This window comes from Paenibacillus sp. EKM301P, from assembly GCF_011800295.1.
Taxonomy (GTDB): domain Bacteria; phylum Bacillota; class Bacilli; order Paenibacillales; family Paenibacillaceae; genus Paenibacillus; species Paenibacillus polymyxa.
In genome coordinates this window covers 89,185-113,537 of the sequence record NZ_JAALFM010000011.1, presented here as the reverse complement: position 1 = coordinate 113,537, position 24,353 = coordinate 89,185, and the positions used below count along the sequence as shown (strand labels likewise).

16 protein-coding genes are annotated in these 24,353 nt (G+C 45.0%); 5 read left to right on the top strand and 11 right to left on the bottom strand.

What is annotated here, in order from left to right; all coding sequences use genetic code 11:
* Nucleotides 1-23 precede the first annotated feature (23 nt).
* The 6 genes from HFD99_RS20875 to HFD99_RS20850 form a co-directional block, all read right to left on the bottom strand.
* Complete coding sequence (locus HFD99_RS20875) at nt 24-1,613, bottom strand: acyl-CoA synthetase (protein ID WP_123797188.1); 1,590 nt, start codon at nt 1,611-1,613, stop codon at nt 24-26.
* A gap of 177 nt (nt 1,614-1,790) precedes the next feature.
* Entirely contained in the window at nt 1,791-2,894 is a 1,104-nt protein-coding gene (locus tag HFD99_RS20870) for a hypothetical protein (RefSeq protein WP_019687211.1), read from the bottom strand.
* Nucleotides 2,895-3,091: 197 nt separating this feature from the next.
* The gene (locus HFD99_RS20865; RefSeq protein WP_123797187.1) at nt 3,092-5,119 is read right to left on the bottom strand and encodes a S9 family peptidase; all 2,028 of its coding nucleotides are present in this window, start codon (nt 5,117-5,119) and stop codon (nt 3,092-3,094) included.
* Nucleotides 5,120-5,436: 317 nt separating this feature from the next.
* Nucleotides 5,437-5,985 carry a GNAT family N-acetyltransferase gene (locus HFD99_RS20860; RefSeq protein WP_031463500.1) on the bottom strand — a complete coding sequence of 183 codons (549 nt, stop codon included), beginning with the start codon at nt 5,983-5,985 and terminating at the stop codon, nt 5,437-5,439.
* 285 nt (nt 5,986-6,270) lie between these two features.
* Entirely contained in the window at nt 6,271-6,774 is a 504-nt protein-coding gene (locus tag HFD99_RS20855; protein WP_013371107.1) for a ferritin, read from the bottom strand.
* A 136-nt stretch (nt 6,775-6,910) separates the two neighbouring features.
* Entirely contained in the window at nt 6,911-9,898 is a 2,988-nt protein-coding gene (locus HFD99_RS20850) for a glycoside hydrolase family 48 protein (RefSeq protein ID WP_123797186.1), read from the bottom strand.
* A 277-nt stretch (nt 9,899-10,175) separates the two neighbouring features.
* Here HFD99_RS20850 and HFD99_RS20845 point away from each other — a divergent pair, with 277 nt between their 5' ends.
* Nucleotides 10,176-10,544 (top strand): DUF423 domain-containing protein, encoded by a 369-nt coding sequence (locus HFD99_RS20845; protein WP_045245174.1) that lies wholly within the window; start codon nt 10,176-10,178, stop codon nt 10,542-10,544.
* Nucleotides 10,545-10,625: 81 nt separating this feature from the next.
* On the opposite strand, the gene HFD99_RS20840 is transcribed toward HFD99_RS20845, so the two are convergent.
* On the bottom strand, nt 10,626-11,483 hold the full coding sequence (locus tag HFD99_RS20840; RefSeq protein WP_123797185.1) for a sugar phosphate isomerase/epimerase family protein: 858 nt from the start codon (nt 11,481-11,483) through the stop codon (nt 10,626-10,628).
* Nucleotides 11,484-11,499: 16 nt separating this feature from the next.
* Complete coding sequence (locus HFD99_RS20835) at nt 11,500-12,234, bottom strand: thioesterase II family protein (RefSeq protein WP_123797184.1); 735 nt, start codon at nt 12,232-12,234, stop codon at nt 11,500-11,502.
* A gap of 224 nt (nt 12,235-12,458) precedes the next feature.
* Between HFD99_RS20835 and HFD99_RS20830 the strand changes: the two genes are divergently transcribed.
* From HFD99_RS20830 to HFD99_RS20820, 3 genes are all read left to right on the top strand, one after another.
* Entirely contained in the window at nt 12,459-14,894 is a 2,436-nt protein-coding gene (locus tag HFD99_RS20830; RefSeq protein WP_123797183.1) for a GH36-type glycosyl hydrolase domain-containing protein, read from the top strand.
* Between the two features lie 95 nt (nt 14,895-14,989).
* Complete coding sequence (locus tag HFD99_RS20825; RefSeq protein WP_090891154.1) at nt 14,990-16,114, top strand: GGDEF domain-containing protein; 1,125 nt, start codon at nt 14,990-14,992, stop codon at nt 16,112-16,114.
* Between the two features lie 168 nt (nt 16,115-16,282).
* A complete protein-coding gene (locus tag HFD99_RS20820; RefSeq protein WP_017428554.1) occupies nt 16,283-16,801 on the top strand; it encodes an NAD(P)H-dependent oxidoreductase in 519 nt (172 codons plus the stop codon).
* 93 nt (nt 16,802-16,894) lie between these two features.
* On the opposite strand, the gene ectB is transcribed toward HFD99_RS20820, so the two are convergent.
* Nucleotides 16,895-18,157 carry a diaminobutyrate--2-oxoglutarate transaminase gene (gene ectB, locus HFD99_RS20815; RefSeq protein ID WP_016819023.1) on the bottom strand — a complete coding sequence of 421 codons (1,263 nt, stop codon included), beginning with the start codon at nt 18,155-18,157 and terminating at the stop codon, nt 16,895-16,897.
* A 548-nt stretch (nt 18,158-18,705) separates the two neighbouring features.
* On the opposite strand from ectB, the gene HFD99_RS20810 reads away from it, so the two are divergent.
* The gene (locus HFD99_RS20810) at nt 18,706-19,398 is read left to right on the top strand and encodes a response regulator transcription factor (RefSeq protein ID WP_016819022.1); all 693 of its coding nucleotides are present in this window, start codon (nt 18,706-18,708) and stop codon (nt 19,396-19,398) included.
* A gap of 5 nt (nt 19,399-19,403) precedes the next feature.
* Here HFD99_RS20810 and HFD99_RS20805 read toward each other — a convergent pair whose 3' ends face one another.
* A complete protein-coding gene (locus HFD99_RS20805) occupies nt 19,404-21,968 on the bottom strand; it encodes a hybrid sensor histidine kinase/response regulator (protein WP_123797182.1) in 2,565 nt (854 codons plus the stop codon).
* A gap of 149 nt (nt 21,969-22,117) precedes the next feature.
* Complete coding sequence (locus HFD99_RS20800) at nt 22,118-24,118, bottom strand: methyl-accepting chemotaxis protein (protein ID WP_123797181.1); 2,001 nt, start codon at nt 24,116-24,118, stop codon at nt 22,118-22,120.
* Nucleotides 24,119-24,353: the final 235 nt, after the last annotated feature.

The following is a 24,353-nucleotide window of genomic DNA, read 5'->3' as shown; positions in this document are numbered from 1 at the left end:
GATTACACTAAATGATTTCATCACTATAGTACGGATTGCTTCTCCAAATCACGCAGCTCTACTCTCCGTATTTTGCCTGAGCTGGTTTTAGGGAGTTCCTGGATAAACTCTATTTTTCGTGGATATTTGTAAGGTGCCGTCCATGTTTTCACATGATGTTGCAGTTCCTTCACTAACTCCGGTGATCCTTCTACTCCGGCTTTGAGCACGATGAAGGCTTTTACAACATGTCCACGGATTTCATCCGGACTGGCTACCGCTGCACATTCCTGCACAGAATCATGCTTCATCAGCGCTTCTTCTACTTCAAAAGGACCAATGGTATAGCCAGAACTGATAATGATATCATCACCGCGTCCTTCAAACCAAAAATATCCATCCTCGTCCTTTCGAGCCCGGTCTCCTGTAACAAAATAATCTCCATGCACACTAGCTAATTTGCGTTCTGGATCATGATAATACGTATGAAACAATGCCGGCAGATCAGCACGCACTGCAATATCGCCCACTTGCCCTGGAGCCAGCGGAATACCATCCTCGTCTACGACCTCAACAAGTCCCGGTGCAATGGATTTGCCCATCGAGCCTGTGCGCAGAGGTGTGTCTCTTAGATTTCCAATAATTAGCGTACTCTCGGTTTGGCCGTAGCCATCACGAATCGTAATGTTGAACTGCTTCTGAAACTTGTTGATAACCTCCTGATTGAGCGGCTCCCCCGCAGAAACTGCGCTGCGCAATAGGGATAGATCGTATTGATCCAAACCATCCATTTTTGCCATAATTCGATATTCAGTTGGCGTACAACATAACACTTGGACTCCGTATTGCTGCAGCAACTGCAAATAACGACCCGGACGGAACGAACCATTATATACGAATCCAGTCGCCCCATTTCCCAGTACCGATAAAAACGGACTCCAAATCCATTTTTGCCAGCCAGGTGCGGCTGTGGCCCATACTATGTCTGAAGCTTGAATGTCCAACCATGGTGATGTTATCCGCAGATGGGCATATCCCCAGCCATGGCTATGTACAACAGCTTTAGGATTTCCTGTGGTACCCGAAGTATAGGCCAGAATGGCCATGTCGTCACGGTGTGTCTTCACAGCTTCAAAAATATCTTCTTGTCCTTCCATCAGCTCATCCAGCACAAGCCAACCAGGTGCATTTGCTGTGTGGTCCCCGGGGACTACAATGCGGTGAGCCAAAGCAGGCAAATCATCACTTATTTTATCTACTTCACCTGTTACTCCGGTCCAGGCAATGACTGCACGCGCTTCCGAATGGCGAAGGCGATATGCAATATCCTTGGCCCGCAGCATTTCTGAAGATGGGATGACAGCAAGCCCCAGCTTCAAGCATGCCAGATAAATGACATATGCAATAATACGCCGTGGTACTACGACCAGAACTCTATCTCCTTTGTTAAATCCCAGACTTGCAAGTCCACCAGCCAGCCGATTTGCCTTTTTCAACAGCTCTCCGTAGGTGATTTCTTCGTATTCCCCTGTCTCACTTAACCACTTGAGTGCGGTCTTACCAGCCTCATGGTGTTCCATTTCCGAAGTCATATTGTAATATTCAGGCGCAAGCCATTGTTGCTGATCAGTCAAGTTATACCTTCCCCTTTATACATAAGATAAGAGCAACTTCCTTTATGTAGTATAACACGTCTTAGTACCAGGTTCTAATACCAGAATTAATTTATTTGGAAAAAAATAAAATTTGTAAAACAAACGACAAAAAGAAAGAGCCTGAATACAGACTCTTTTCTTTACTATTATTGTAATCTACAACTCAATGTCTACCACTGTAGAAGCCGCTTCCTGCCCGTTTACGAGCAGCACAATTCGGTGCGCTCCCGCATAATGACGACGAGTTGTCAGGTCTGCGAACCGGTGTGTTCGTGTACCCGTTAGACGGGTTCCTCCAGGAACCGTTTTGTCAGAAAGCAAAAACAGTTTGCGTGAAACTTGTCCTCTCGCCTTTACAAAGTCGATGCCATATTCGATGCGAACTCGTACAGGTTCACCTTCTCGAAGCTGAAGCACATAGCTCAGTTCACTGTGATCCCCGATCTTTAATACGGCAGGGTCTGTGGTGAAAGAGGCTGCTGTGACCAGCGGCACCCCATCCGTATCATCCGCATAGCCGAACATGGCCATCACTTCAGGGATGGATTTGCGAATCAGGGATCGACAGCCATGACGCACAATCCAGTCGGTATCAGGATGTGCGCCCTTCCACCGTTGAGCCGTTGCGATGACAATATCGGGATGATCCTTGGCAATATCGTTCAGGTTGTTGGCTACACTTTTACGTACATACAATGATGGATCGGCCTTCAGCAGTTCTAATACAGCCAATACCGGAGCAGGATCACGTTTGAAGACAGGCAGCGCCTGTCCCCAAGGCAGCCGTGGACGACAACCTTCGCTGGCAAGACGGCGGACGTGTTCACTGGGGTGTCCCGCCCAGGTCATCATCTGCCGCATCATCCGTTCTGGTTCACGCAGGAGGAAGGGTCTCACAGCGAACTCCGCAGAGGATTTTGATGTAAATCGCTCCAGTGCATTCATGGACAGGTCCCAATGCTCTTCTCCCTGCCCATATACCTCTACGAAATCAGGGAAAAACAAGTACGGAAATCCGCTACAGTACTCATCAATGGCAAATAATATAGAAAGAGCTTCTTCATAACTACTGGGCAAAAACGCCCCTAATGTTAACGAAATACGCCGTATTCGTTCTTTTAGCTCCAGTTCTCCCCATTTTTTATCCATAACTTGATGGATAAATCCGTCAATGTCGAACGGACTGTATGCAGCCTGTACTCTTTCACCGAATAGACGAAGGAATTCCTCCGTGTACATATTTTTTAAGGGTTCAGCCATTGTATATCTCCTTTTAAATATGAATGTAAGCAAGAAGCGATGAACGAACAATATCTTCGTATATGATAACCATAAATCGTGACCCAGCACCAGCACTAAATGGGGTTAAGAGAATGGATATAAGACACATTAAAAAATGCCAAGTCCTAAGATTAGGACCTGACATTTTTCCATAATCACTACAAATCGAATGAGACTTATATTTTGTGTTGGACAAACCAGTCGGTAATACGTTGCAGTCGTTCCACGCGAAGCTGTGGGTGCCCTTTACGTGAAAGCTCGTGACTCGAAGCTGGGAAACGGACAAATTGGGTGGGCTTTCCCAAACGACGCAATGCTGTAAACAGCTGCTCTCCCTGCTCAATAGGGCAACGTAGATCCTGCTCTCCATGTAATATGAGCAGCGGTGTATTGATTTGCTGTACATAAGCCAACGGGGACTGCCTCCACAAAAGCTCGAAATCATCCCATGGATTCCCGCCAACTTCATCTTCCGTAAACGAGTACCCTATGTCACTCACCCCATACATTGACAGCCAGTTAGATATGGAACGCTGGGTCACAGCTGCGCGGAAACGATCCGTATGCCCGACAATCCAGTTTGTCATAAAGCCACCATAGCTGCCTCCCGTGACACCCAGTCTTTCTGGATCGATGAATGGGAATTGGCGTATAGCCTCGTCCACGGCGCTCAGTAGATCGGTGTAATCACGTCCGCCGTAATCTCCAAGGACAACATTGGTAAAAGACTGTCCATACCCTCTACTTCCTCCCGGGTTCGTATAGATGACTGCATACCCCTGAGCCGCCAGCAACTGAAACTCATGAAAAAAGGAATTGGAATACATGGCATGGGGACCTCCGTGAATTTCCAAAATGGCAGGATAAGCCTCCCCCTCCTTAAAACCAGCAGGCTTCATCACCCATCCCTGCACGCGTCGACCATCCTCGACCTCCGTCCAGAAGCTCTCAGGCGCACTGATCTCAATCTCATCAAGCAGAGCATCATTCACTCGTGTTAGCCGTTCCTCGGTCCCTGAATGGATCGCAATCCGAAACAAATCGCCTGGTAAAGCGACATTGGTGGAAGCAGCAATGATATGCTGCTCATCCGAAGTAAGCTCGAATTGGTAAATTTCCTGTTCTCCTTGGGTTAAAATTTTAAAAGTTCCATCAAGCGCAAACTGATATACGTGCACATTTCCTTCAATGGTTACCAGCGTATACAGGGATTGACTGTCCGCACTGAAGCGTGGTGGTCCTACATGAAGATGTGAACGCATGTCGCTCATACCCGCATTACCGAGGTGAGCATCAAGTGTCTCACTAACGCATACTGCCGTCCCGCCACTGGAGGGAACCGTATACAGTCGAGTCTGAGTAGCGCCTTTGGCATGACGATCATGACCGTAAAAGGCAATCAATGTACCATCGGGAGAGAATGCAGCGCTCTCGATTTGAAGCTCGGAATGAGTCAGCTTAAACGGTACTGCCGCATTGCTATTAGAAGTCGCAGGAGCTACCGTAAACAAATCATTTTGCTTGCGTAAATCCGTATCCTCTTTGGAATGCTCCGCTATTCTAGCCACAAATAAAATCTGTTGGCCATTCGGTGACCAGACAGGCTCCGCCACATCATAAGCGCCGGATGTCAGTTGAACCGTGTGCCCTGAAGTCACATCAGTTACATACAAGTGATCACGAGTATCATCCCACAGCCCATAGCCGTCGAATTTAGCTTTTGTTCGATTAACCACTCGTCCCTCAAGCTGTGTCTCCTGCTTTCCTGCGTCGCATGTAGGACTTGACTGGTTCTCAGCAGTTTTAGCTACAAACGATATGTAGGCTCCATCCGGCGACCAGGCTAATGAACGAACATTGTTCCCTACGTGCGTAAGTTGTCGGGCTTCTCCCCCGCGTGCTGGAATAATCCATACCTGGCGCTTGCCGTCTGCCGAACGGAGAAAAGCAAGTTGTGATCCGTCCGGTGACCAGACAGGTGTTTCATCTTTCGGTCCATATGTAAAGGGTATTGGAGCTTTACCTTCGAACGGCAACAGCCAAATAGCCGAGTTGTAGTCTGTCCGTTCTTTATTAATATACTGCTCTACGTAAGCAATTTCGCCACTCGTGGGATGAACAGCTGGATCGCTAACCCAGTGAAATCGATATAAATCGTCAGCTGTTATACGGCGTTTGGTTGTGCCAGATTGCGAGTTGCTCAAATAAATCCCTCCTTAATATTGTCAGATTTGTACAACTTCACATTCAATTAATCCGATTAATTTTATATGAATTTAAATATACAATTACGTTACTCCTTTTTATGTATCTCTGTCAATTTGTCCAAAACTCAAAGAACCCTCTCTCAGTCATAATGACTCGAAAACACCGCGCTTCGGTTGCTTTCTTGAGAGAAGGTCATATCTGTTATCGTTCTTCTGTACCGTAGGCATTAAAGCCAAGTTCCTCTGCAAGCACAGCCTGCCTGACGATATTTTGGAATTTCTACTGTGAACTCAGGCTTCTCCAGTGATCGTGTCTAATTTCGGTTAGCAGTCTCGGCTTCATTCTTTTCATGGATGTAGGTGGAGAATAATTCAGGATTCACTACTTTACGCAGTAAATGCATCGTCCCGTCCCCTGTTCCATGGTCAAAAGCATGGATACGTTCATATCCCCAACGCTCGTACATGGATAATAAATAGGGATGTTTTTCCGCAGTGGCTAATGTCACTGCAGGAGCTCCAACCTGATCACGAATAATCGTTTGTTCTACCCAGTTCAGCAGTTTTTTTCCATATCCTTTGCCCTGAGCAGCCGGATCTACGGCAAACCACATCACAAACGGAAGATCGGTTATAAAATTAAGGGCTCTATTTTTTAAATGACTAACGGTAGCCTGGATGACACCATCGACTTCCAGCACATAGCAATCATTATTTTTAATGTTTTCTTGAATGAGAGCGACGTCTGCCTGAGCGGCAGGCCATTTAAGCTCCAACTGCCGAATTGTTTCATACGCCTCATACGTTATATACTGCAATCTTTCTGCATCCTCTTGACGTGCCAGACGATAGATCTCGCTCATAGTTCCCCGCCTCCCTATAGTATTGTAATAATGTGCATAATTTTTTTCAACTAATCCTATATTTTTAATCAGAAATGAAAGTTAACATAACTGTAGCATGCTCACCATTCAGCGACAAATTAATTTTTTCTATACCTTCATTTAAAATAACAATATCCCTTGAGGGTTGGAAAGTCCGCAATTCAAATAAAAGCAAAAAAGCCCGAAAGCCGGGCTCCTTTACTTTCTAGACCAATAGAATGCTGTCCCTGACTCTGGGGCATTCAAACCAACCTGTACGCTGTGTTATTCCGCAGGGGCAACAAAGCTGCGTTTGGCAAACTCGCTGTCCAGCATATAAAAGGCATTGCTGTCTCTTTCAATGCGCTTAAGCTTCTGGATAACACTATCGAACAGAGCTTCCTCTTCGACTTGCTCATCAATAAACCATTTCAAGAAATGGATCGTTGCATGCTCTCGTGCATCGAGGGCCAAGTCAGCCAAATGATAAAATTTTTGTGTGTTTTGCTGCTCATGCTTGTAGCCATGCTCAAATACGTCCAGCATGGAATCGTAGCTATTTTTGGGCTCCGGTAATGCTGCCAATGTAGCGCGTCCTCGACGGTCGTTAATGTATCTATACAGTTTCATGGCATGAAACCGTTCCTCCTCTGCTTGTACCAGGAAGAAGTTTGCAAACCCATCCAGACTTTCACTAGAGCAATATGCAGCCATCGCGAGATATACGTGAGCGGAGTAAAATTCAAAGTTCATTTGCTCATTCAGAGCCTGTGCCAAATTGTCATTCATGTCTTAGGTCACCTCGGTCAGATATGTAATGATGTAACGTTCTTAGTGTACCATGAATTTGATCACAAAAAAACGGACGGAAGTGAATTCAGACACACTCACGTTCCGCCCGCCTTGCTCAACATTTAGTTCACAATCAAGGCTCCAGACCCCAGACACGTTTGTCGTTTATATACAAAGGTGTTTTGTCCCAATCTGTATAAGAGGTCTTGGTTGCATCATAGGAAAAATCGTCACTTTCGTTATAGTTGCTCCAATCCGTCTTGTTCATGCGAATCTGAATATCCCCCGTGTTTTCCCCTGCTGCCAGACTTCCCGCACCGGCTCCAAAGGAGATCTCCAAATAATAATCTGCCCCAGTTACGGCCTTATCCAGTTTCACAAACCGTCCCTGAACATTGCCGCTGCCCAATTGTGCATAATCACAGTGAAACTCCTGCCCCTTATCGCCATCTACAGTATAGTAGTATCTCAGCTTGACGTTTTTCAGATCAAGAGCCTCTTTACCCTTGTTTACGACACGGAAGAGTGGTCGAATCTGGTTATCTCCCGGGTTGGTGTCGCCCACACGGTATTGGGCAATTACATCTCCCTTCGCCGGAATCGGGGCTGCTGTTGGCTTGGCGCTGACCTCAGCAGAATCCGGGCTGGTTCCTAAGGAATTTGTTGCACTTGTTACATAATAATAAGTGGTTTCATTCACCACCCCTGTATCCTTGTAAGTGGCGTCAGTTACCGTTGCTACCGTGGTATACGGGCCACCACTGGTTGTGGAGCGCTTAACCGTGTAGCTATCAGCACCTGTCGCTTTGCTCCAGGTTAGTGTAACTTGTGCATCTCCTGCACTCGCCTTTACATTTGCCGGAGCTTTGGGAGCTGTAGGTTCGGCTGGTCCACTACCATTAATCAGACGGTCATACTCTGCATAAGCAGTTGCCATATCTACTTGGGACCAGAAACGGTGATACGTAAATTCTGGCGCACCTTTATCCCATTTTTTGGTCTGTTTGTTCCATGAAGTCGTGTATTTGTCTTTAAGATAGGACCATTGCGGATCTTTAGTGATATTAGGGCGGATGTCGCTATAGCTGGAATACGTACCATTCCCGCCCTTGGACGGATCAGACGGTGTAGCGTCTGTGCCTGGGATCGTGTTGCCTTGCCCAGTCTTACCACTCCATCCGCTCGGGATATATACTTCTTTAGTAAAATAACGATAATAATCCTCACGCGCTTCCTTCGTTGTAATTCCTATGCCGTCGTTATAGCCCCATGCTGCATCAAGCAAGGCTTTGGACAGATCTTTGGCTTCCTTGCCTAACTCGGTGTAGTCTCCTTTTTCAGCTTTTGTTCCGGCAGCGAAGAAGGTTAGCGCTTTCACATAACTGCCCAGCACTCCTGCATCCTGTCCTGGACTTTTGGTTACGACATGAAGATTGGCATTTCCTTTATGATTGGCAAATCCGCTCCAGGTTTCAGGCTTTCCACTCCATTCCAGATTGCTCGGCAGCCAGAACTCACCTTTAGCCGCTGTAGTGGCTACCTTCGGATTTTTGCCACCCAGAATACGCTTGCCTTGTGCATCCAAATAGTAACCCTGCGCATCAGTTACAGGCCGTTCGTTGGCAAATACATAACTCTTGGACCAAGCGATCCAGTTTTCCGTCACTTGTTTAGCCATTTTAAACTGCTCCGACGAAGTGTCACCTTTCTTGGCCAAAATATAGTACAGCTCCGCTATCCGCTCGACAGGCCAAGCCTGCATGCCAAACCAGTTGTTGGACGGTGGATCTTGATATACAGGAGCCCCTGTATAAGCCATGCCATAAAAAGTGCTCGTACCAGATGGATACGCCTTGTAGGCACCATCCCAGCTATTCGTTGCTCCACCTGCAATGGCCCCCTCATCAGATTGCAGCCAAGTGTAAAATTCCAATTGGCGCTTGAGCGAGGTCGCCCAATCCTGTCCTGCCGTAGGTGAATTTGGGATCAATCCGCTATCCTTATCCGATAATGCATATGCAGCAACGACATTCTGGTAGCCCTGATGCGCATGGCTGGCACCAATCCGCCAAGCCCAGTTGCCGCTTTGGCCCAGTCCGCCGCCCCAAGCCGTATACCATGCCATTAGATAAAGACTGGCATCCTTGCCCGTGCCAGCAATCGGACTTCCATTGGAAGCGCTCCCTACTTTCTGGAAGTATTTATCGTACATGCCGTAACGCAAGAAGTCTCCCATCTTTTTCGCTTTGTCCAAATATACCTGGTTGTCATAACCGAGTTCTTTTGCCCAGTACATGGCTTGAACCGCCCGTGCGTCCGCATCCGTGGCATTCGTGTAGCGCCATTGCTGTGCAGGAGCATTATTTTCCTTGGTGAACAGGCTCATGAAGCCTTCATTAGGCTTGCCAAACTTGTGATTATCCTGCGATGGATGCGGTACAGCCTCCCAGACCGATTCCTGTTCCCCGCGCTGGAAGGTGTTCACATAGGTCGCCGTATGTGACGGATTCAGCAGATTGCCAAAACCGTACCAATTGTCTACATCCAGCAGCCAATGCATCAGGTAGGTCTGATTGTTGCCATAGGTTGCCTTCAGCTCAGAGTTCAGCGGGTCCTTGCCAGCACCATACTGACCACTCAGACGGCTTGGGTACTGATCCGGCTGTGGATATTCTGCAGCATAAGTGGCAGGGCTGTTCGGATTATAGTTACTCATTGTAGGCTGCTCTTCCTTACCGTCACCCTCATTAACAGGAATGATATATTTCTCCATGTTGTCCCATGCCGATTCCAAATGACCCCAATCCCCGGTATAATGACCATAGAGAACTTCTAGCCACATCCAATAGCTGTATGCTTCCGAGGTCGTTAAGTGTCCATAGTCAGGCGCCTCACTCATAAGTGTTTCAACGGAATGATAAGGGATACCTTCTTTAGAAAAGTAACCGCTAGCTGGGTCCTTCAGTTGTTTATACATTTGCAAAAAGCGTGTTGATTCAGGGGTTGCGGCTGATGCACGGTCGGGTTCGGCCTGAAATAAACCCAAGCTTAACGGAAGTACCAAAATGGCTGACATGACCATAGAGACAGATTTTCTGAACACAGATTTTCTACTGATCACTTTTGCATTCATCCTCTCCATTATCAATATTGGCTTTACTCAAAATTTGGTTCCAAAAAACGACAGCACAAAAAGACAGCGCCATCACCTCACTTTCCCGTTATAAAGGTGGAGGACACGCTGTCCATAGCTCCAAATGCTTCACATTGGCCCTGGCAAGAATATACCACACTAGTCGCCAAATGAGAGTCGAAAAATTCTATATGTTTAGAGTTGCACAAGGAAAATTGACGAAATCGATAGGAATCGGTACTATTTCACAAGGAGGCGTTAAAACATGAAAGTGTTGCTGTTGCTTGGCTGTATTGTGATGTTTTTAGCTGTAGCTCTGGGAGCATTCGGGGCGCATGCGTTGAAAAAAAGACTTTCCGCAGACATGATGAGCATATTCCAGACAGGAATTCAATATCAAATTGCTCACGGTTTGGGTTTGTTGCTGCTGGGAGTTCTTGCAGGCAACATTGCCCATTCTTCTCTTATTGTAACCGCAGGTTGGGTTATGCTGGTGGGCATTCTTCTGTTTTCCGGCAGTCTGTATGTTCTTAGTGTGTCTGGTGTGAAAAAGCTTGGAGCCGTCACCCCGATTGGCGGGCTGGCTTTTTTGGCAAGCTGGGTCATTGTGATTGTGGCGGTAATACAAGGCTAAACAAATAAACAGAGACTTGGAAAAGTAGGCGCTTCCAAGTCTCCTGAATCATGGTCGAATTATTGATGAATATGAACGCGTCTATGATTTCATTTGCACTTGCTGTGCTTTCTGAGCCGCGATCCGATGACCTTCGATATAGCGTTTGGATTGAGCCATTTCATGCTCCTGAGCAGCTTCCATAATAATATGGACCCCTGGCTTGTACTGCTCCAGCAGTTCCATATATAGACCATAGTTCATGTCACCAAAACCCGGCGGTACGGTCTCGATCTCACCTGATGATGACAAACGTCGGTCTTTGGCATGCGCTGCGATAATCCGAGGTCCCAGCAGCTGAAAAGCTTCGCGGATGATCTCATCCTGTCGCTCTAGGTTTTCCGTTTTTAGCAAATTACCTGGATCAATCACAACGCCTATGTGTGAAGACGGTACTTCCTCCAGAAAGGTAGCCAGTTCTGCTGCTGTTCCGACCAAATGATCGTTAGCAGCCTCCAATCCTACGAATACCCCCCATTTCTCCGCCTCATCTGCTAATTCTCGCACAACTTCTTTTACAACTCTCCAATCTCGCTCCGAATAAGGGGTCCCATCCTCATTGCGTCCGACTTCAGCTGCAACCATTGGTGCTCCTAACAGACTTGCGTATCGGATCAGCTCTTTGAAACGCTCTACATTTTCACGTAACAATTCCTCATCCTGTACAAAAAAATGCAAATAGCACCCGAGCACTGATATGGATACTCCGTACTTACGAAATTCCTCAGCGATAGACAATGCTAATCCCGGATTGAACTTGCCAGGTTTATTAAAATCGACATCACTGATCGCTCTCCACGGAGCGAGCTGAACATGAGTAAAGCCCGCTTCACCTACCTTTGCAGCCAACTCGCGATAAGGCAACTTGCCAAACAAATGTGCCAATACACCTACTGTCACTAAAAATCACCTCTTTTTATTTTTGTATTCTACTAATCGCCGTACTCAGCTCCAAGGACTCATTGATGATTTCTGTAATTCGTTCTACTTCATCATGAATAAAGAAGTGTCCTCCCTCAAAGGTAAACACACGAAATTGCTGATCCGTATGCTGTGCCCACGCCTCTGCATCTTGTAGGGCCACCGTGTTATCAGTCAGTCCTGTCAAGGCGGTGATAGGGCAATGTAAAGGCGTGGCTTTGCTCATATACTTATACATCTCGACTGCTTTGAAATCTGCTCTTAATACTGGCATAAAATAGTCATACAATTCCTGATTGTCAAAAATGGCTTCCGAAAGTTGACCATACCTCTGCAAATGCGTTCTGAATTGATCTGCAGGCAGATCATGTAACCACGGGAGATTTCTTGGGATATGCGGCGCCCGTCCACCCGAAACAAATAGATGAGCCGGCTGGCCATATCCTCCAGCCACCAGCTTATAATACAGCTCGAATGCAATCATCGTACCCATGCTGTGACCGTATATGGCATAAGGATCACCAGGGGCTAACTCATGGCTGATTTGATGCAGCAGATCCTCGCTCATCTCCTCAATACTATCCTTAAGCGGTTCCCCCGAACGAATACCTCTGCCCGCCAATTCCAAAGGGACAAGTTTAATCTGTGGAAGCAGCAGCTTTTTCCATTTGAAGCTGACTGATGCCGATCCGCCTGCATATGGGATGAAAAATAATGTGATAGGTGCCATTCTTGCAACCTCCTGTGTTGCGGAATTCTAACTTTTTTATTTTAGCACAAAAAGGTATATTTACCCATTTCAAATATTTTGCAAATTCGAAAAAGAGGGTTGACGAATTCAAGCACATTTTGCATAAAGCAGGAAATGTATTTCTTAAGGAAGAACTGCTGTATGTTTGAATATAATCATGTGTTGGGTCTTTTATTTTTCCAATTTGAGAGGAGTCCTGCGCCATGAAGTATGGTTTCTTTGATGATGCCAACCAAGAATATGTCATCACCACCCCTCAAACTCCGTATCCCTGGATTAATTATTTAGGTAATGAACGATTTTTTGGACTCATCTCCAATACAGGCGGCGGCTATGCATTTTATCGAGATGCTCGCTTACGTCGCTTAACACGTTACCGGTACAACAATATTCCTGTCGATAACGGTGGTCGCTATTTTTATATTTATGCTGATGGAGATTATTGGACTCCGGGCTGGATGCCGGTTAAAAGGGACCTGGAGCAGTATGAATGCCGTCATGGACTTGGATATACCTCAATTATGGGGGAACGCAGAGGGATTCGGGCTACGCAACTAGCTTTTGTGCCCCTATCTTTTGACGGCGAGGTCCACCAGGTCAAGCTTCAGAACACATCGTTACAAACTAAAAAGATCAAACTCTTTTCATTCGTCGAATTCTGCCTGTGGAACGCCTATGACGATATGACCAATTTTCAGCGTAACTTGAACACAGGCGAAGTTGAAATACAGGACTCTGTCATTTATCACAAGACAGAATACCGTGAGCGCCGCAATCATTATGCTTTTTTCTCTGCGAATCGTCCGCTGGCGGGCTATGACACAGACCGTGAAGCTTTTTTGGGTCTCTACAACGGACTGGATCAGCCCCACACCATCACCGCAGGGCAAGCGTCTAACTCGATAGCCAGCGGCTGGTCCCCTATTGGATCGCATTGCATTGAGATTACACTGGAGCCGGGCGAAGAAACAAGCTGTAACTTTGTACTCGGATATGTGGAAAACCCAGAGGAAGAAAAATGGGAGTCCCCCGGTATTATTAACAAAAAACAGGCTCATGCTATGATCGCGCAATTTGCGGATGAAACCGATGTGGACCGTGCGTTAAGTGAGCTGCGAAGTTATTGGAACAATCTGCTGTCTAAGTACACCCTTCAAAGTCACGATGACAAGCTGAACCGAATGGTGAACATATGGAACCCGTATCAATGTATGGTTACATTCAATATGTCACGTTCGGCTTCGTATTTTGAATCCGGTATTGGACGTGGTATGGGTTTTCGGGATTCAAATCAAGACTTGCTCGGCTTCGTCCACCAAATACCGGAGCGGGCAAGGGAACGGATTATCGACATCGCTTCTACTCAATTTGAAAATGGCGGGGCATATCATCAGTACCAACCGTTAACCAAAAAAGGAAATCACGAGCTTGGCGGTGGCTTTAACGACGATCCGCTGTGGCTTATTGTCGGTACCTCAGCATATATCAAAGAAACCGGAGACTTTGGCATACTGGATGAACAAGTTCCCTTTGACGGGAATATAGATCGTGCCGCTTCGCTGTTTGAACATTTGAAGCGTTCTTTTTATCATGTTGTAGACAATCTCGGTCCGCATGGTCTTCCGCTCATTGGTCGGGCTGACTGGAACGACTGTCTGAATCTCAACTGTTTTTCTGCTACACCAGATGAGTCCTATCAGACGACACAGAATTTGGAGGGCCGCATAGCCGAATCTGTGTTTATCGCCGGACTATTCGTGTATACTGGACCGGATTTTATTGAGCTTTGCAAGCGCAGAGGTTTGAATGAAGAAGCAGTCACCGCTCAAGCACATGTGGATTGTATGCGAACAGCCACATTGGAGCATGGGTTTGACGGGGAATGGTTCTTGCGGGCGTACGACCATTATGGTAACAAAATAGGGAGCAAGGATTGTGAGGAAGGGCAAATTTTCATAGAGCCTCAAGGCTTCTGTGTAATGGCAGGAATTGGCGTTGAAGAAGGCTTGGCTCATAAAGCTCTCGACTCTACACGTGATCGGCTGGAAACTCCCTACGGCATTGTACTACAACATCCGCCTTATTCCCGCTACTATATTAATCTGGGTGAAATCTCTTCCTACCCTCCTGGGTATAAGGAAAATGCAGGTATTTTCTGTCACAATAACCCCTGGATTATGATGGCAGAAGCTGTCATAGGACGCGGTGATCGCGCTTTTGAGCTGTATAGCAAAATTGCTCCCGCTTTTCTAGAGGACATCAGCGACATTCATCGTACCGAGCCGTATGTGTATGCTCAAATGATTGCGGGCAAGGATGCGGTTCGTGAAGGTGAAGCCAAAAATTCCTGGCTAACAGGTACTGCGGCTTGGAATTTTATAGCTATTACTCAATCCATCCTCGGTATTCAGCCGGAATGGGACGGTCTGCGTATTGATCCGTGCATCCCCAAATCCTGGGGAGAATTCACAGTCACCCGTGTCTTCCGAGGCGACACCTATGTGATTCATATCACGAATCCACAGCACGTCTCCAAAGGTGTAGCTACAGTTACCGTAGATGGCACTATTCTAACGAATAATATTCTGCCAGTTGCAGGAGATGGAACTATTCATCAGGTAAAAGTGTTGCTGGGCTAACGAGTTCATGTCCTTCAAAAAAATTAGCTTCAACTTCACCACATAGTATCTTATAATACGAGAATGGCTATAGATACATTAAGTGTGGTGACATCATGAACAAGACAAAACGGCTTACTCAAACCATGGATTACAGAACAAAGCAAGCCCGCTGGGTGCGCAAAATGTTATTACTTTACTGGATGATTATAACCGTACATTTTATCGTCCAGTTGGGCAGCTACTTATTCCTTGATTATTCCGCTTCGCCTTATGAATTTTACGTTGGGGTCCTTATTGTTCCCACACTAATCATGAGTGGATCCAACTTACTTGCAGAACTGGCACATTTTAAATTTAACAGGTATTCTTTTGCAATTCTGTTTATGGCAAGCACCGTTATTTGTTGGATGATTATTCGCCTTAACTATGACATCCGGATTATTCCAGCGTTGTGCTTGTTGCCTATTTTCTCTTCAATCTTGTTCTTCAATCGTCGCTTAATATGGCTTTCTTTTGTATTGCAAGTGATCGTCTTCTTTCTATTGCTAGCAATAGATGGATCATTCCGCAGCTATTTGTCAGACTTTGATATCGTGGCGATTCCGACATTTTTGATTATGTCCACCTTTATTGCCCTCATTATTCAGGCCAGCGGCCGCGATTTGTTAGTGGATTTATACAAAACAAAGCGTGCTCAGCAGGAATTAATGATCAGTAACGCGATTATTAGTAAAATGTCCATGACTGATGGTTTAACGAAGCTATACAATCATTTGTCTTTCCAAAACTTTTATGAAAAAGCACTGGAATATGCCGAACAAGGCGCGATCATCCATCTGGCGTTAGTGGATATTGATAATTTCAAGAAGATCAATGACACTTACGGGCATCAGTTTGGAGATAAAATTTTGGAAGGCATCTCGCAAATTATTACAGAGCAGATTACAGCAAATGACATTCCGGCCCGCTATGGCGGTGAGGAGTTTGCTATTTTGATGTTCGAGCATACTTTTGAGGAAGCTTATCAGATTGTAGAGAACATTCGGCGTGAAGTGGAGAAAATGACCTTTCAGGAGAAAATGCAAATCGTTTCTGTAACCGTAAGCATTGGATTAAAAAGCTATACCGAGGATATGAACAAAGACAAAGATGTATTTTTCCAGGAGACAGACGACTATTTGTATCAAGCCAAGCGCTCCGGTAAAAATAAAATTGTTGCTCTTAACCATATCGCTTAATGTAAAAATGCATTTAATGCAACTCCGGCATATAGTTGTCGGAGTTTTTTTGTATGTAGAAACTTAAAATTGAGAAGAGTTGACAATTTTATGGATTGCAAACTAAAATGGTTACACGCGGAATGGTTATTTACTTACGAAAAATAAGCTTTAAGGAGATGGTTTTACATGTCAACACTCGTTATTGTTGTTCACCCTGATCTTGCAGAGTCTCGCGTTAACAAAAGATGGATGCAAGAACTCAAGAAGCAATCCAGTGTGACCGTTCACAACCTGTATGAAGTATATCCGGATGAGCAAATCAACGTTGCCCATGAGCAAAAACTGCTAGAGCAGCATGATCGTATCGTTCTGCAATTCCCTTTTTACTGGTATAGCAGTCCTCCCCTGCTGAAAAAATGGCTGGATAAGGTTTTAACCTACGGCTGGGCTTATGGAAGCGAAGGTGACAAGCTACAGGGCAAAGAGTTGTTGATCGCCTTGTCTGCTGCTAGCGTGGAGGAAAACTATCAACATGACGGACGAAACAGATATACGATCGAAGAGCTGTTGAGACCTTTTGAAGCTACAGGCCTTCTGATTGGTGTCAAATTGCTCCCTTATTTCGTGCAGTATGGTGCCGGAGTTTTGACAGATGAGCAGTTGGAGCAATCTGCACAAAAATACGTGCAGGCGGTTATTTCTTAATTTACACAAAATACCCCTTGGAAGGTGCCCACACCTGCTTGCCCTACAGCAGACGTTGGCTCCAACCAAGGGGCTTTGCTGATAGAATTACATTTACAGCGTAACCAAGTTGCTGGTTACCTGAGCCATGCTTTCTTTAATAATATTGCAGCCCTTGCTCAAGTTCTCCATACTTATCGTTAACGCTGGCATAATTTTAAGTACCGTATCGTTACGCCCAGCTCGCTCAATAATAAGCCCCTTACTAAAGCAGAGAGTTGCAACCTCCTTGGCGAAAGCTTCTCCCAGATGGGTCACATCAATTCCCCAGATCAGTCCCAAGCCGCGGATTTCAATAAGTGGATCCATTGTTTGGATATGTTCACGCAAGAACTGCTGAACAAAAGCTTCTTTTTCCTTCACTTGGGTTTCCAACCCAACCGTGTCTCTGAACTCCAGCGCCGCCTTTGCTCCGACAAACGCTAGCTGATTTCCACGGAAGGTGCCGTTATGTTCACCAGGACTCCAAATATCCAGTTCTGGCTTAAGCAGCAACAAGGACATTGGCAGACCGTATCCACTGATCGACTTGGACAAGACAACCATATCAGGCACAATGCCTGCTCGCTCAAACGAGAAGAACGAACCAACTCGGCCGCAACCGACCTGAATATCGTCAGCAATGAGCAAGATATCATGATCATCGCAAAGCTGTCGCAAATCACGCAGCCATTCGTTATCTGCAATATTAATACCGCCTTCAGCCTGTATCGTTTCCAAAATAATCGCAGCAGGCTTCTCCACACCGGAATGAGTGTCTGTTAAAAGCTGTTCCATGTACAAAATGGTATCCATTCCGTTAAATGTGCTGTTATAAGGTATAAAGGTAACATTATTCAGTGGGACTCCTGCGCTCTCTCGCATGGAGTTATTGCTGGTAATCGATAAACTACCGAGCGACATACCGTGGAACGCGCCCATAAAAGCAAAAACACCATTTCTTTTTTTTACCTTACGCGCAAGTTTCAGTGCTGCTTCCACTGCATTGGTTCCCGTCGGTCCGCAAAATTGAAGCTTATAATTCAAGCCCTTAGGCCGGAGAATACGCTCGGAAAAAGACTCTATAAACTCTTGCTTGGCCGTGGTGTACATATCCAGACCATGCATGATCCGATCGGAGGTTAAATAATCTAGTAACCGGTTTTTCATAAAGTCATTATTGTGCCCATAATTTAGAGCCCCTGCACCGGCGAAAAAGTCAATATATCCCTCTCCTGCCTCCGTGTACAAAACATCGTTTTTCGCTTTGTTGAAAACAACTGGAAAACTCCTGCAATAAGACCTTACATTGGACTCCAGTGTTTCGAATGTGTTCATAAATATTCGTCCTCCCGCTGACCTGATTTTTGAAAAATACAAGCATGGAAAGCAAAAAAAGTGTAAATATGTAATCTAAAATGAGTAGACAGTCTGAATTCACAATGGGATATCCACACCATAAAATCTTGAGTACGATCACAAGAACATATAGAGTACAAAAGAATACAACAGAGATGCACATTGAGAGTAAGATGAATAGAAGATTAAATAGTGGGGTTTTCTAAGAGGTCTGTCAGAGGATGTCAACTCCTATGTAATAAAATACCATAATTTTCATTAAAGTCAATGCATGTTTCTGAGATCTTTTGTTAATTTATTGTAATTTTAGGACATTTCCTTGCAGTATATTGTTAAATAAATATGAAATATGACGTAATATAGTAATAAATCTCAAAAATAGTACATTTTCATATCAAATAGATATATATCTAGATCGTCCGGAGACTGGATTTCCATAATAAAGCTGAGCTTTTGACAGACTGACCAAAGGAGTTTACTCTATCAAAAGAACTTGCTAAATTTAAAAATAGATAAGGAAACACATCATGTCTAATGTTTTGATTATTGAAGATGATAATATGCTGGGTGACACTCTCTCCTTATATTTAACAGGGGAAGGCTACCACGTTACACGAGTGGAACAAGCGACTGAGGGTATTGCCCGACTCGATAGGGTACAGCCCGATATTATTTTACTAGATCTGTTGCTTCCAGATTTGGATGGCGTGAATCCCTGCCCACTGATACGCAAGCATACGGACGTACCAATCATCGTGATTTCTACAGAAAACGACATTTCAGAGCGCATTCGTACACTTACGTTGGGAGCAGATGATTATATTTGCAAGCCTTTTAGTATGCAAGAGCTCAAAGCACGGATCGAAGCTCTTTTCCGTCGGATCAAAATCACACGCTTGCAAGGAAGAGGCATTTCACCTGTAGCTGAACCTGAAACAGGCATTACTTTGGATCTGGCGAGAAGAATGGTTACCGTTAATGGTCAGATGGTAGAGATGACCTATTCGGAATTTGAGCTAATGAAGCTCTTTTATACGAACCGAGGAATTGTATTTAGTAGATATGCCTTGATTCAGGCTCTCCGTGGCACAGACTCCTTTATTAATGAGAGGGCAGTGGACGTACATATTAACCATTTACGTAGAAAGATCGAAAAAGACCCCAAGAAACCGCAATTGATTAAGACCATTTGGGGAATCGGTTACAAATTTATGCAATAACGCAGCTAGATCCAGGGAATGGATGATTTAATTTGATTAATCTCCTTTTGAACCCTACTCAGTTGCTCTCTCCAGTCTGGATACAGCTCTCCCCCTGAGGTTTCATTGCTGCGCTTCAATGCTTTCTCCAGCTTTATCACCTTTGCCAGCAGCTCAGTCGCGCACAGATTCCCCGTTCCTCCCTTCAGCGAGTGAATTAATCGAAGAGCAGAAGATAACTGACCATTGTCCATTTTTCTCACAACTCTTCTATCAAGATACTGGTATTCCTGTATCCATTTATGTAGGGCAAATTGAAAAATATACACCTTGCCATCCATACCGGCTATCGCTTTCTCCGCGTGAATACCATGTAATTCTTGCAGCCAAGCTAAATGAATCCAGCTATTTAACATTCTTGTTGCGGTTAATTCATGTACAGGCTTGAGCAGCACATCATTAATGCCTGCACGTAGACAAACCTCCTGCTCAGGCTGCACAGCATCCGCGGTAAAAGCGATAATGGGGAGTCTGTTAAAAGCTCTGTTTCTTCGAATATGTCTGGCCGTCTCAAAACCATCCATTTCCGGCATATGCAGATCAAGCAGCACCATATCCCATGGGCACCGCTCCAGTAATTCTATAACTTCTCTTCCATTTGTGACTATCGTTACCTCAAAACCACGCTCTGCCAAAAACTCAGTGATCACTACTTGGCTAATCTCGTTATCCTCTGCTATGAGGATTTGATATTTTTGTGTTGAGACCCCAACTTCATATTGGAGGTCCATTGTTGCAACAGCTTCCAGACTATGATTATCTACAGACACTGGCTTTTCCTGCTCAGGTCTCAAGCGGAGCACCTCCAGAAGAGCGCTCCGGGTTACTGGCTTAGACAAAAAGGCATCTACCCCCTGCTCTGTAGCTTTAGCAGCTACTTCTTCCAACTGGAACACGGTTGTAAGCCCAATGACCTGAGTCATTTGCTTATCCAGTATATGAAGCCAATGCCTGCGTGATTCAAGCTCTCTAAAGTCTTCCATCCCCATATCAATCATAACCAAATCAAAATGTTCACCCTTTTGAAAAGCGTCTGAATATTCCTGTAAGGATGAAACGGTGAGTATTTGTAGCCCCAAATCTTGCAGTAGTTCGCTCAGGCTGTGGCTCACCAGTTCATGCTGTGCAATGATTAAGGCTTTGCCGTTGACTGGTTTTTCCAGCTGTGTGCTTCTCACATTAAAATCCCCTATTTCAAGCTCCACATTAAAGTAAAATTGACTATACTCTCCTAAACGGCTTTTCACTTCTACGCTACCGCCCATTGCTTCAGCCAATTGCTTGCTAATAGCCAAACCCAGCCCGGAACCCCCATATCTGTGGGTAGATGTACTCACTTGCATAAAAGGGACGAATAGCTTGTCCATTCCCGTCTTAGAAATGCCTATGCCCGTATCTTCTACCATAAAAGAGACACTCACTCGTCCGTCCTGCTGGCCTACCATTTTTACCTGTAACAATACATGTCCCTGGTCCGTGAACTTAATGGCGTTGGTCAGAAGATTTAAAAGTACCTGTTCCATTCGAAGCGGATCTCCCTTGAACCTTTTAGGTAATTTCGGGTCCACTATGAAAACGATCTCTACTTTTTTATGTTCCAGCAAAATCCCAACGGTATCTGCGAGATGCCGAAGCATGTTTTCCAGCTCAAATTCCGCCTTTTCCAGTTCTACCCTACGGGCCTCCAATTTAGAAAAATCCAAGACATTATTGAGCATGGACAAAAGAGTACGCGAGGAGGCGAGCAGCTTATGGAGGTAATCATTCTGAACGTCAGTCAGTTGAGTCTTACTCAACAGCTTTGAGAGGCCAATGATGCCATTCAGCGGCGTTCGAATTTCGTGGCTCATATGAGCTAGAAAAATACTTTTCGCATGGTTAGATTCACTCATCTCCTTTCTTTTCTGCTCGGAAGCTTTATACTCCGTAATATCCAATACATGACCGATGACATATCTGGTGAGCCCCTCGTCCCTGACAGGATGCAAGGTAATTAAAGCTGAATATTCCCAAAACTCCAATTCAAATACGGTCCGATCACCGAACCAAGCCTGTTTGTAGTATTCGGTAAGCTGCTCCAGTGTTTCAAAGGAAAGCTCCAAAATATCCCCGATACGCTTCACATGCTCCCATTTATTGAAATTGACTTGCAGATTCAGACCCATGCGCTCCAGCAATTCACCATCAAGCAGCATATAATAAAATTCATCCCCCCTTTTTTCCAGCCTGAAGGTAAAGCCAGGTTGAACTCGAAGTAAAGTTAGCAGATCATGATTTTTGTCAATCGAACGCTGTCCATTTGTATACCTGGTGGGGATTAGAGCCTGCCCAAACAGAGTTATGAACAATAGACCAATCCCTATTTCCAACCCGCAGGTCAGCAGTGTTCCATCACTTATGCCAAAATATAAGAACAGAACTCCTGCCAGCCCGTATAAGACGCCCGTGAACGCCTGACGAATGAGCTGACGCTGAAAAATCAAAACTAATAATAATATCACGATCGTATATAGCAACAAATCTCGAACCAAGTGTTCGTCCTCCTTGTAATCTCCCATACGTTGCGAGAAGCTGTATCGGAAATATAAAAAAACTCAGGACAGATTCCTTATGCCATTAGGCTTAAAGAACTGTCCCGAGCATTCATTGTACTATAGATTCCATAAGGTTCAAGCTCGTTTTAATATTTGAAACGACTGATCATCACCTTCAAATCAGCAGCCATATTGGAAAGCAATTGAGCAGAGGCTGAAATTTCCTCCATGGAAGCCAATTGCTCTTCTGAGGAGGCGGCCACTTCTTCAGATGTAGCGGCATTACCGGTTGCAATCGTCGCCAGCTCATTGGCTGTCGCTGCAATCTCTTGTACACTGGCTGAGATTTGCTGGGCTATCGAAGCAACCTCCTCTACCTGAGGCGTGGTCTCTCGAATGCCTTCCATCGCATGATTCAGCTTCACAATGGTCGCTTTGGAAATCTGTAGCCCATCCTTCACCTCAGTCGTAACCCTATCCATCGTCTCCACCGTAGTTTCGGTTTCATGTTGAATTTCGCCAATCAAGTTGGCAATCTGGGTGGCAGAACTCTGAGACTGTTCTGCCAGCTTACGCACCTCATCCGCGACGATGGCAAAGCCTTTACCATGATCACCTGCTCTAGCTGCCTCAATAGCTGCATTCAACGCCAACAGGTTCGTCTGATTGGAGATATCGCCAATGACCTTCGTAATTTCTCCAATTTCATGAGAGCGGGCTTGCAAGGTTTGAATCATCCGGTTGGAACGCTCTACTGACTCGTGAATGGAATTCATCTGCTCGCCTGTCTGCTCTACAGATTTTCGTCCTTCCTCAGCTTGCAAGGCAGATTGTCTGGCCAGATCCGCTACTGAAGTCGAGCGTTCAGCGATTCGAGTGATTCCATGTGCTATTTCATCCAGTGCCACCGAGTTATTTTCCAGCCCCATAGTCTGCTTCTCCGCACCGCTAGCAATTTCTTGCACGGCTTGGGATACCTGCTCACTTGCAGCGCTGGTTTGTTCCGCGCTTATCGTCAGCTCATTCGAGGAAAGAGCGACGTGATCTGCACTGTTTCCTACATTCTGAATAACAGATCGCAAGTTGTTCTGCATATTCTGAAAAGCTACTCCTAATTGTCCAATTTCGTCTTTGCTCATGACTTGAATGTCCTGTGTCAGATCCCCGGCACTCACATTTTCCGCCTGTTCTTTAAGTTTTAAAATCGGTTTAATGATGGAACGGATCAGGAAATAAACAATGATAGCACCAATCACAAGACAACCAACAATGGTAAGCAAAGTGCTGATCAAAATCGGCTGAGCTGCTTCATCGACTTCAGATAAATAAAGCGTTCCGCCTATCTTCCAGCCTGTCAGCTTATTGGTCGCATAGTTCATATATTTGAGCTGACCTTCATATTCATATTCGTATTCACCAGTATCGCTTTGAAACATGCGTGATTCAATATCTGTAATTTTGGTGCCTGCTGTCTTCGTTGGATGAACAATGTAAGTATGGTTGCTATCCAGCAATATGGCATAACCCTCATGGCCTACTTTAATATTGTTCAATGTATCTTTAATACCACTAATTTTCAGATCAATGCCAATAACACCCGATCCATCTGTCGTTGCTCTCGACACCGTAACCGTCATCTGCTTTGAATCTGCCGAAAGATAAGGTGAACTAATCGCTGTCTTTGTTGGTCCCTTTATCGCTTCATCATACCAAGGTCTGATACGTGGATCATAATTATCGGGTAATTGCTTTTGTGGATAGGTTGTAATTTTAGCGTCTTTCGTACCATAATAGATAGATTCTGCTTCTGGGTGAAGTGCAGCATATTGCTTAAACAACTCTTCCAGTTTAGCTGCTTGTTCCTCCGTCTCGATCCGATTGCCTTTTAGTCTTTCTGCAAAATATTCTGCATCATGTATCTTGGGCTCAATGGCACTATCAATGATAAAATTTGTACGAATTATAGCCTGCTCGGCGCTCTCTTCAATCTGGTTTCGAATCTGCTGACTAGCGCTCACAAACGACAGAGCACCCACGATCATGGATGGTATGATCAAAAATGCAATAAAGGCCACCATTAGCTTTGTTTTGAAATTTTTACTGAGCATCCTCGACACCTTCCGTTTTTTTTCTGAAAACTTCTTCATTACTAAGCATCTCCATTTCATCGCCAGAATTTTGTAACCTATGGTGAACTGCTTAAATCTTGTTGATGATGACAGGTCACCTGACAGATTCTTTTTCACGTTTTTTCACATCTCTTGCTGAAATGCTTCGATATAAAAAGATATAAACACGCTAGTTGAATAGGTATATGTACTTATTTTTGAGCTCCACAAGGCTGAACGGAACCGGTTCTTTGATATAATATACCTAAAAATT

Bases quoted from the DNA above. Each gene is read 5' to 3' on its own strand.
- HFD99_RS20870 (WP_019687211.1), bottom strand. From the start codon at position 2,894: ATGGCTGAACCCTTAAAAAATATGTACACGGAGGAATTCCTTCGTCTA.
- HFD99_RS20860 (WP_031463500.1), bottom strand. From the start codon at position 5,985: ATGAGCGAGATCTATCGTCTGGCACGTCAAGAGGATGCAGAAAGATTG.
- HFD99_RS20855 (WP_013371107.1), bottom strand. From the start codon at position 6,774: ATGAATGACAATTTGGCACAGGCTCTGAATGAGCAAATGAACTTTGAA.
- HFD99_RS20845 (WP_045245174.1), top strand. From the start codon at position 10,176: ATGAAAGTGTTGCTGTTGCTTGGCTGTATTGTGATGTTTTTAGCTGTA.
- HFD99_RS20835 (WP_123797184.1), bottom strand. From the start codon at position 12,234: ATGGCACCTATCACATTATTTTTCATCCCATATGCAGGCGGATCGGCA.
- HFD99_RS20830 (WP_123797183.1), top strand. From the start codon at position 12,459: ATGAAGTATGGTTTCTTTGATGATGCCAACCAAGAATATGTCATCACC.
- HFD99_RS20825 (WP_090891154.1), top strand. From the start codon at position 14,990: ATGAACAAGACAAAACGGCTTACTCAAACCATGGATTACAGAACAAAG.
- HFD99_RS20820 (WP_017428554.1), top strand. From the start codon at position 16,283: ATGTCAACACTCGTTATTGTTGTTCACCCTGATCTTGCAGAGTCTCGC.
- ectB (WP_016819023.1), bottom strand. From the start codon at position 18,157: ATGAACACATTCGAAACACTGGAGTCCAATGTAAGGTCTTATTGCAGG.
- HFD99_RS20810 (WP_016819022.1), top strand. From the start codon at position 18,706: ATGTCTAATGTTTTGATTATTGAAGATGATAATATGCTGGGTGACACT.
- HFD99_RS20800 (WP_123797181.1), bottom strand. From the start codon at position 24,118: ATGAAGAAGTTTTCAGAAAAAAAACGGAAGGTGTCGAGGATGCTCAGT.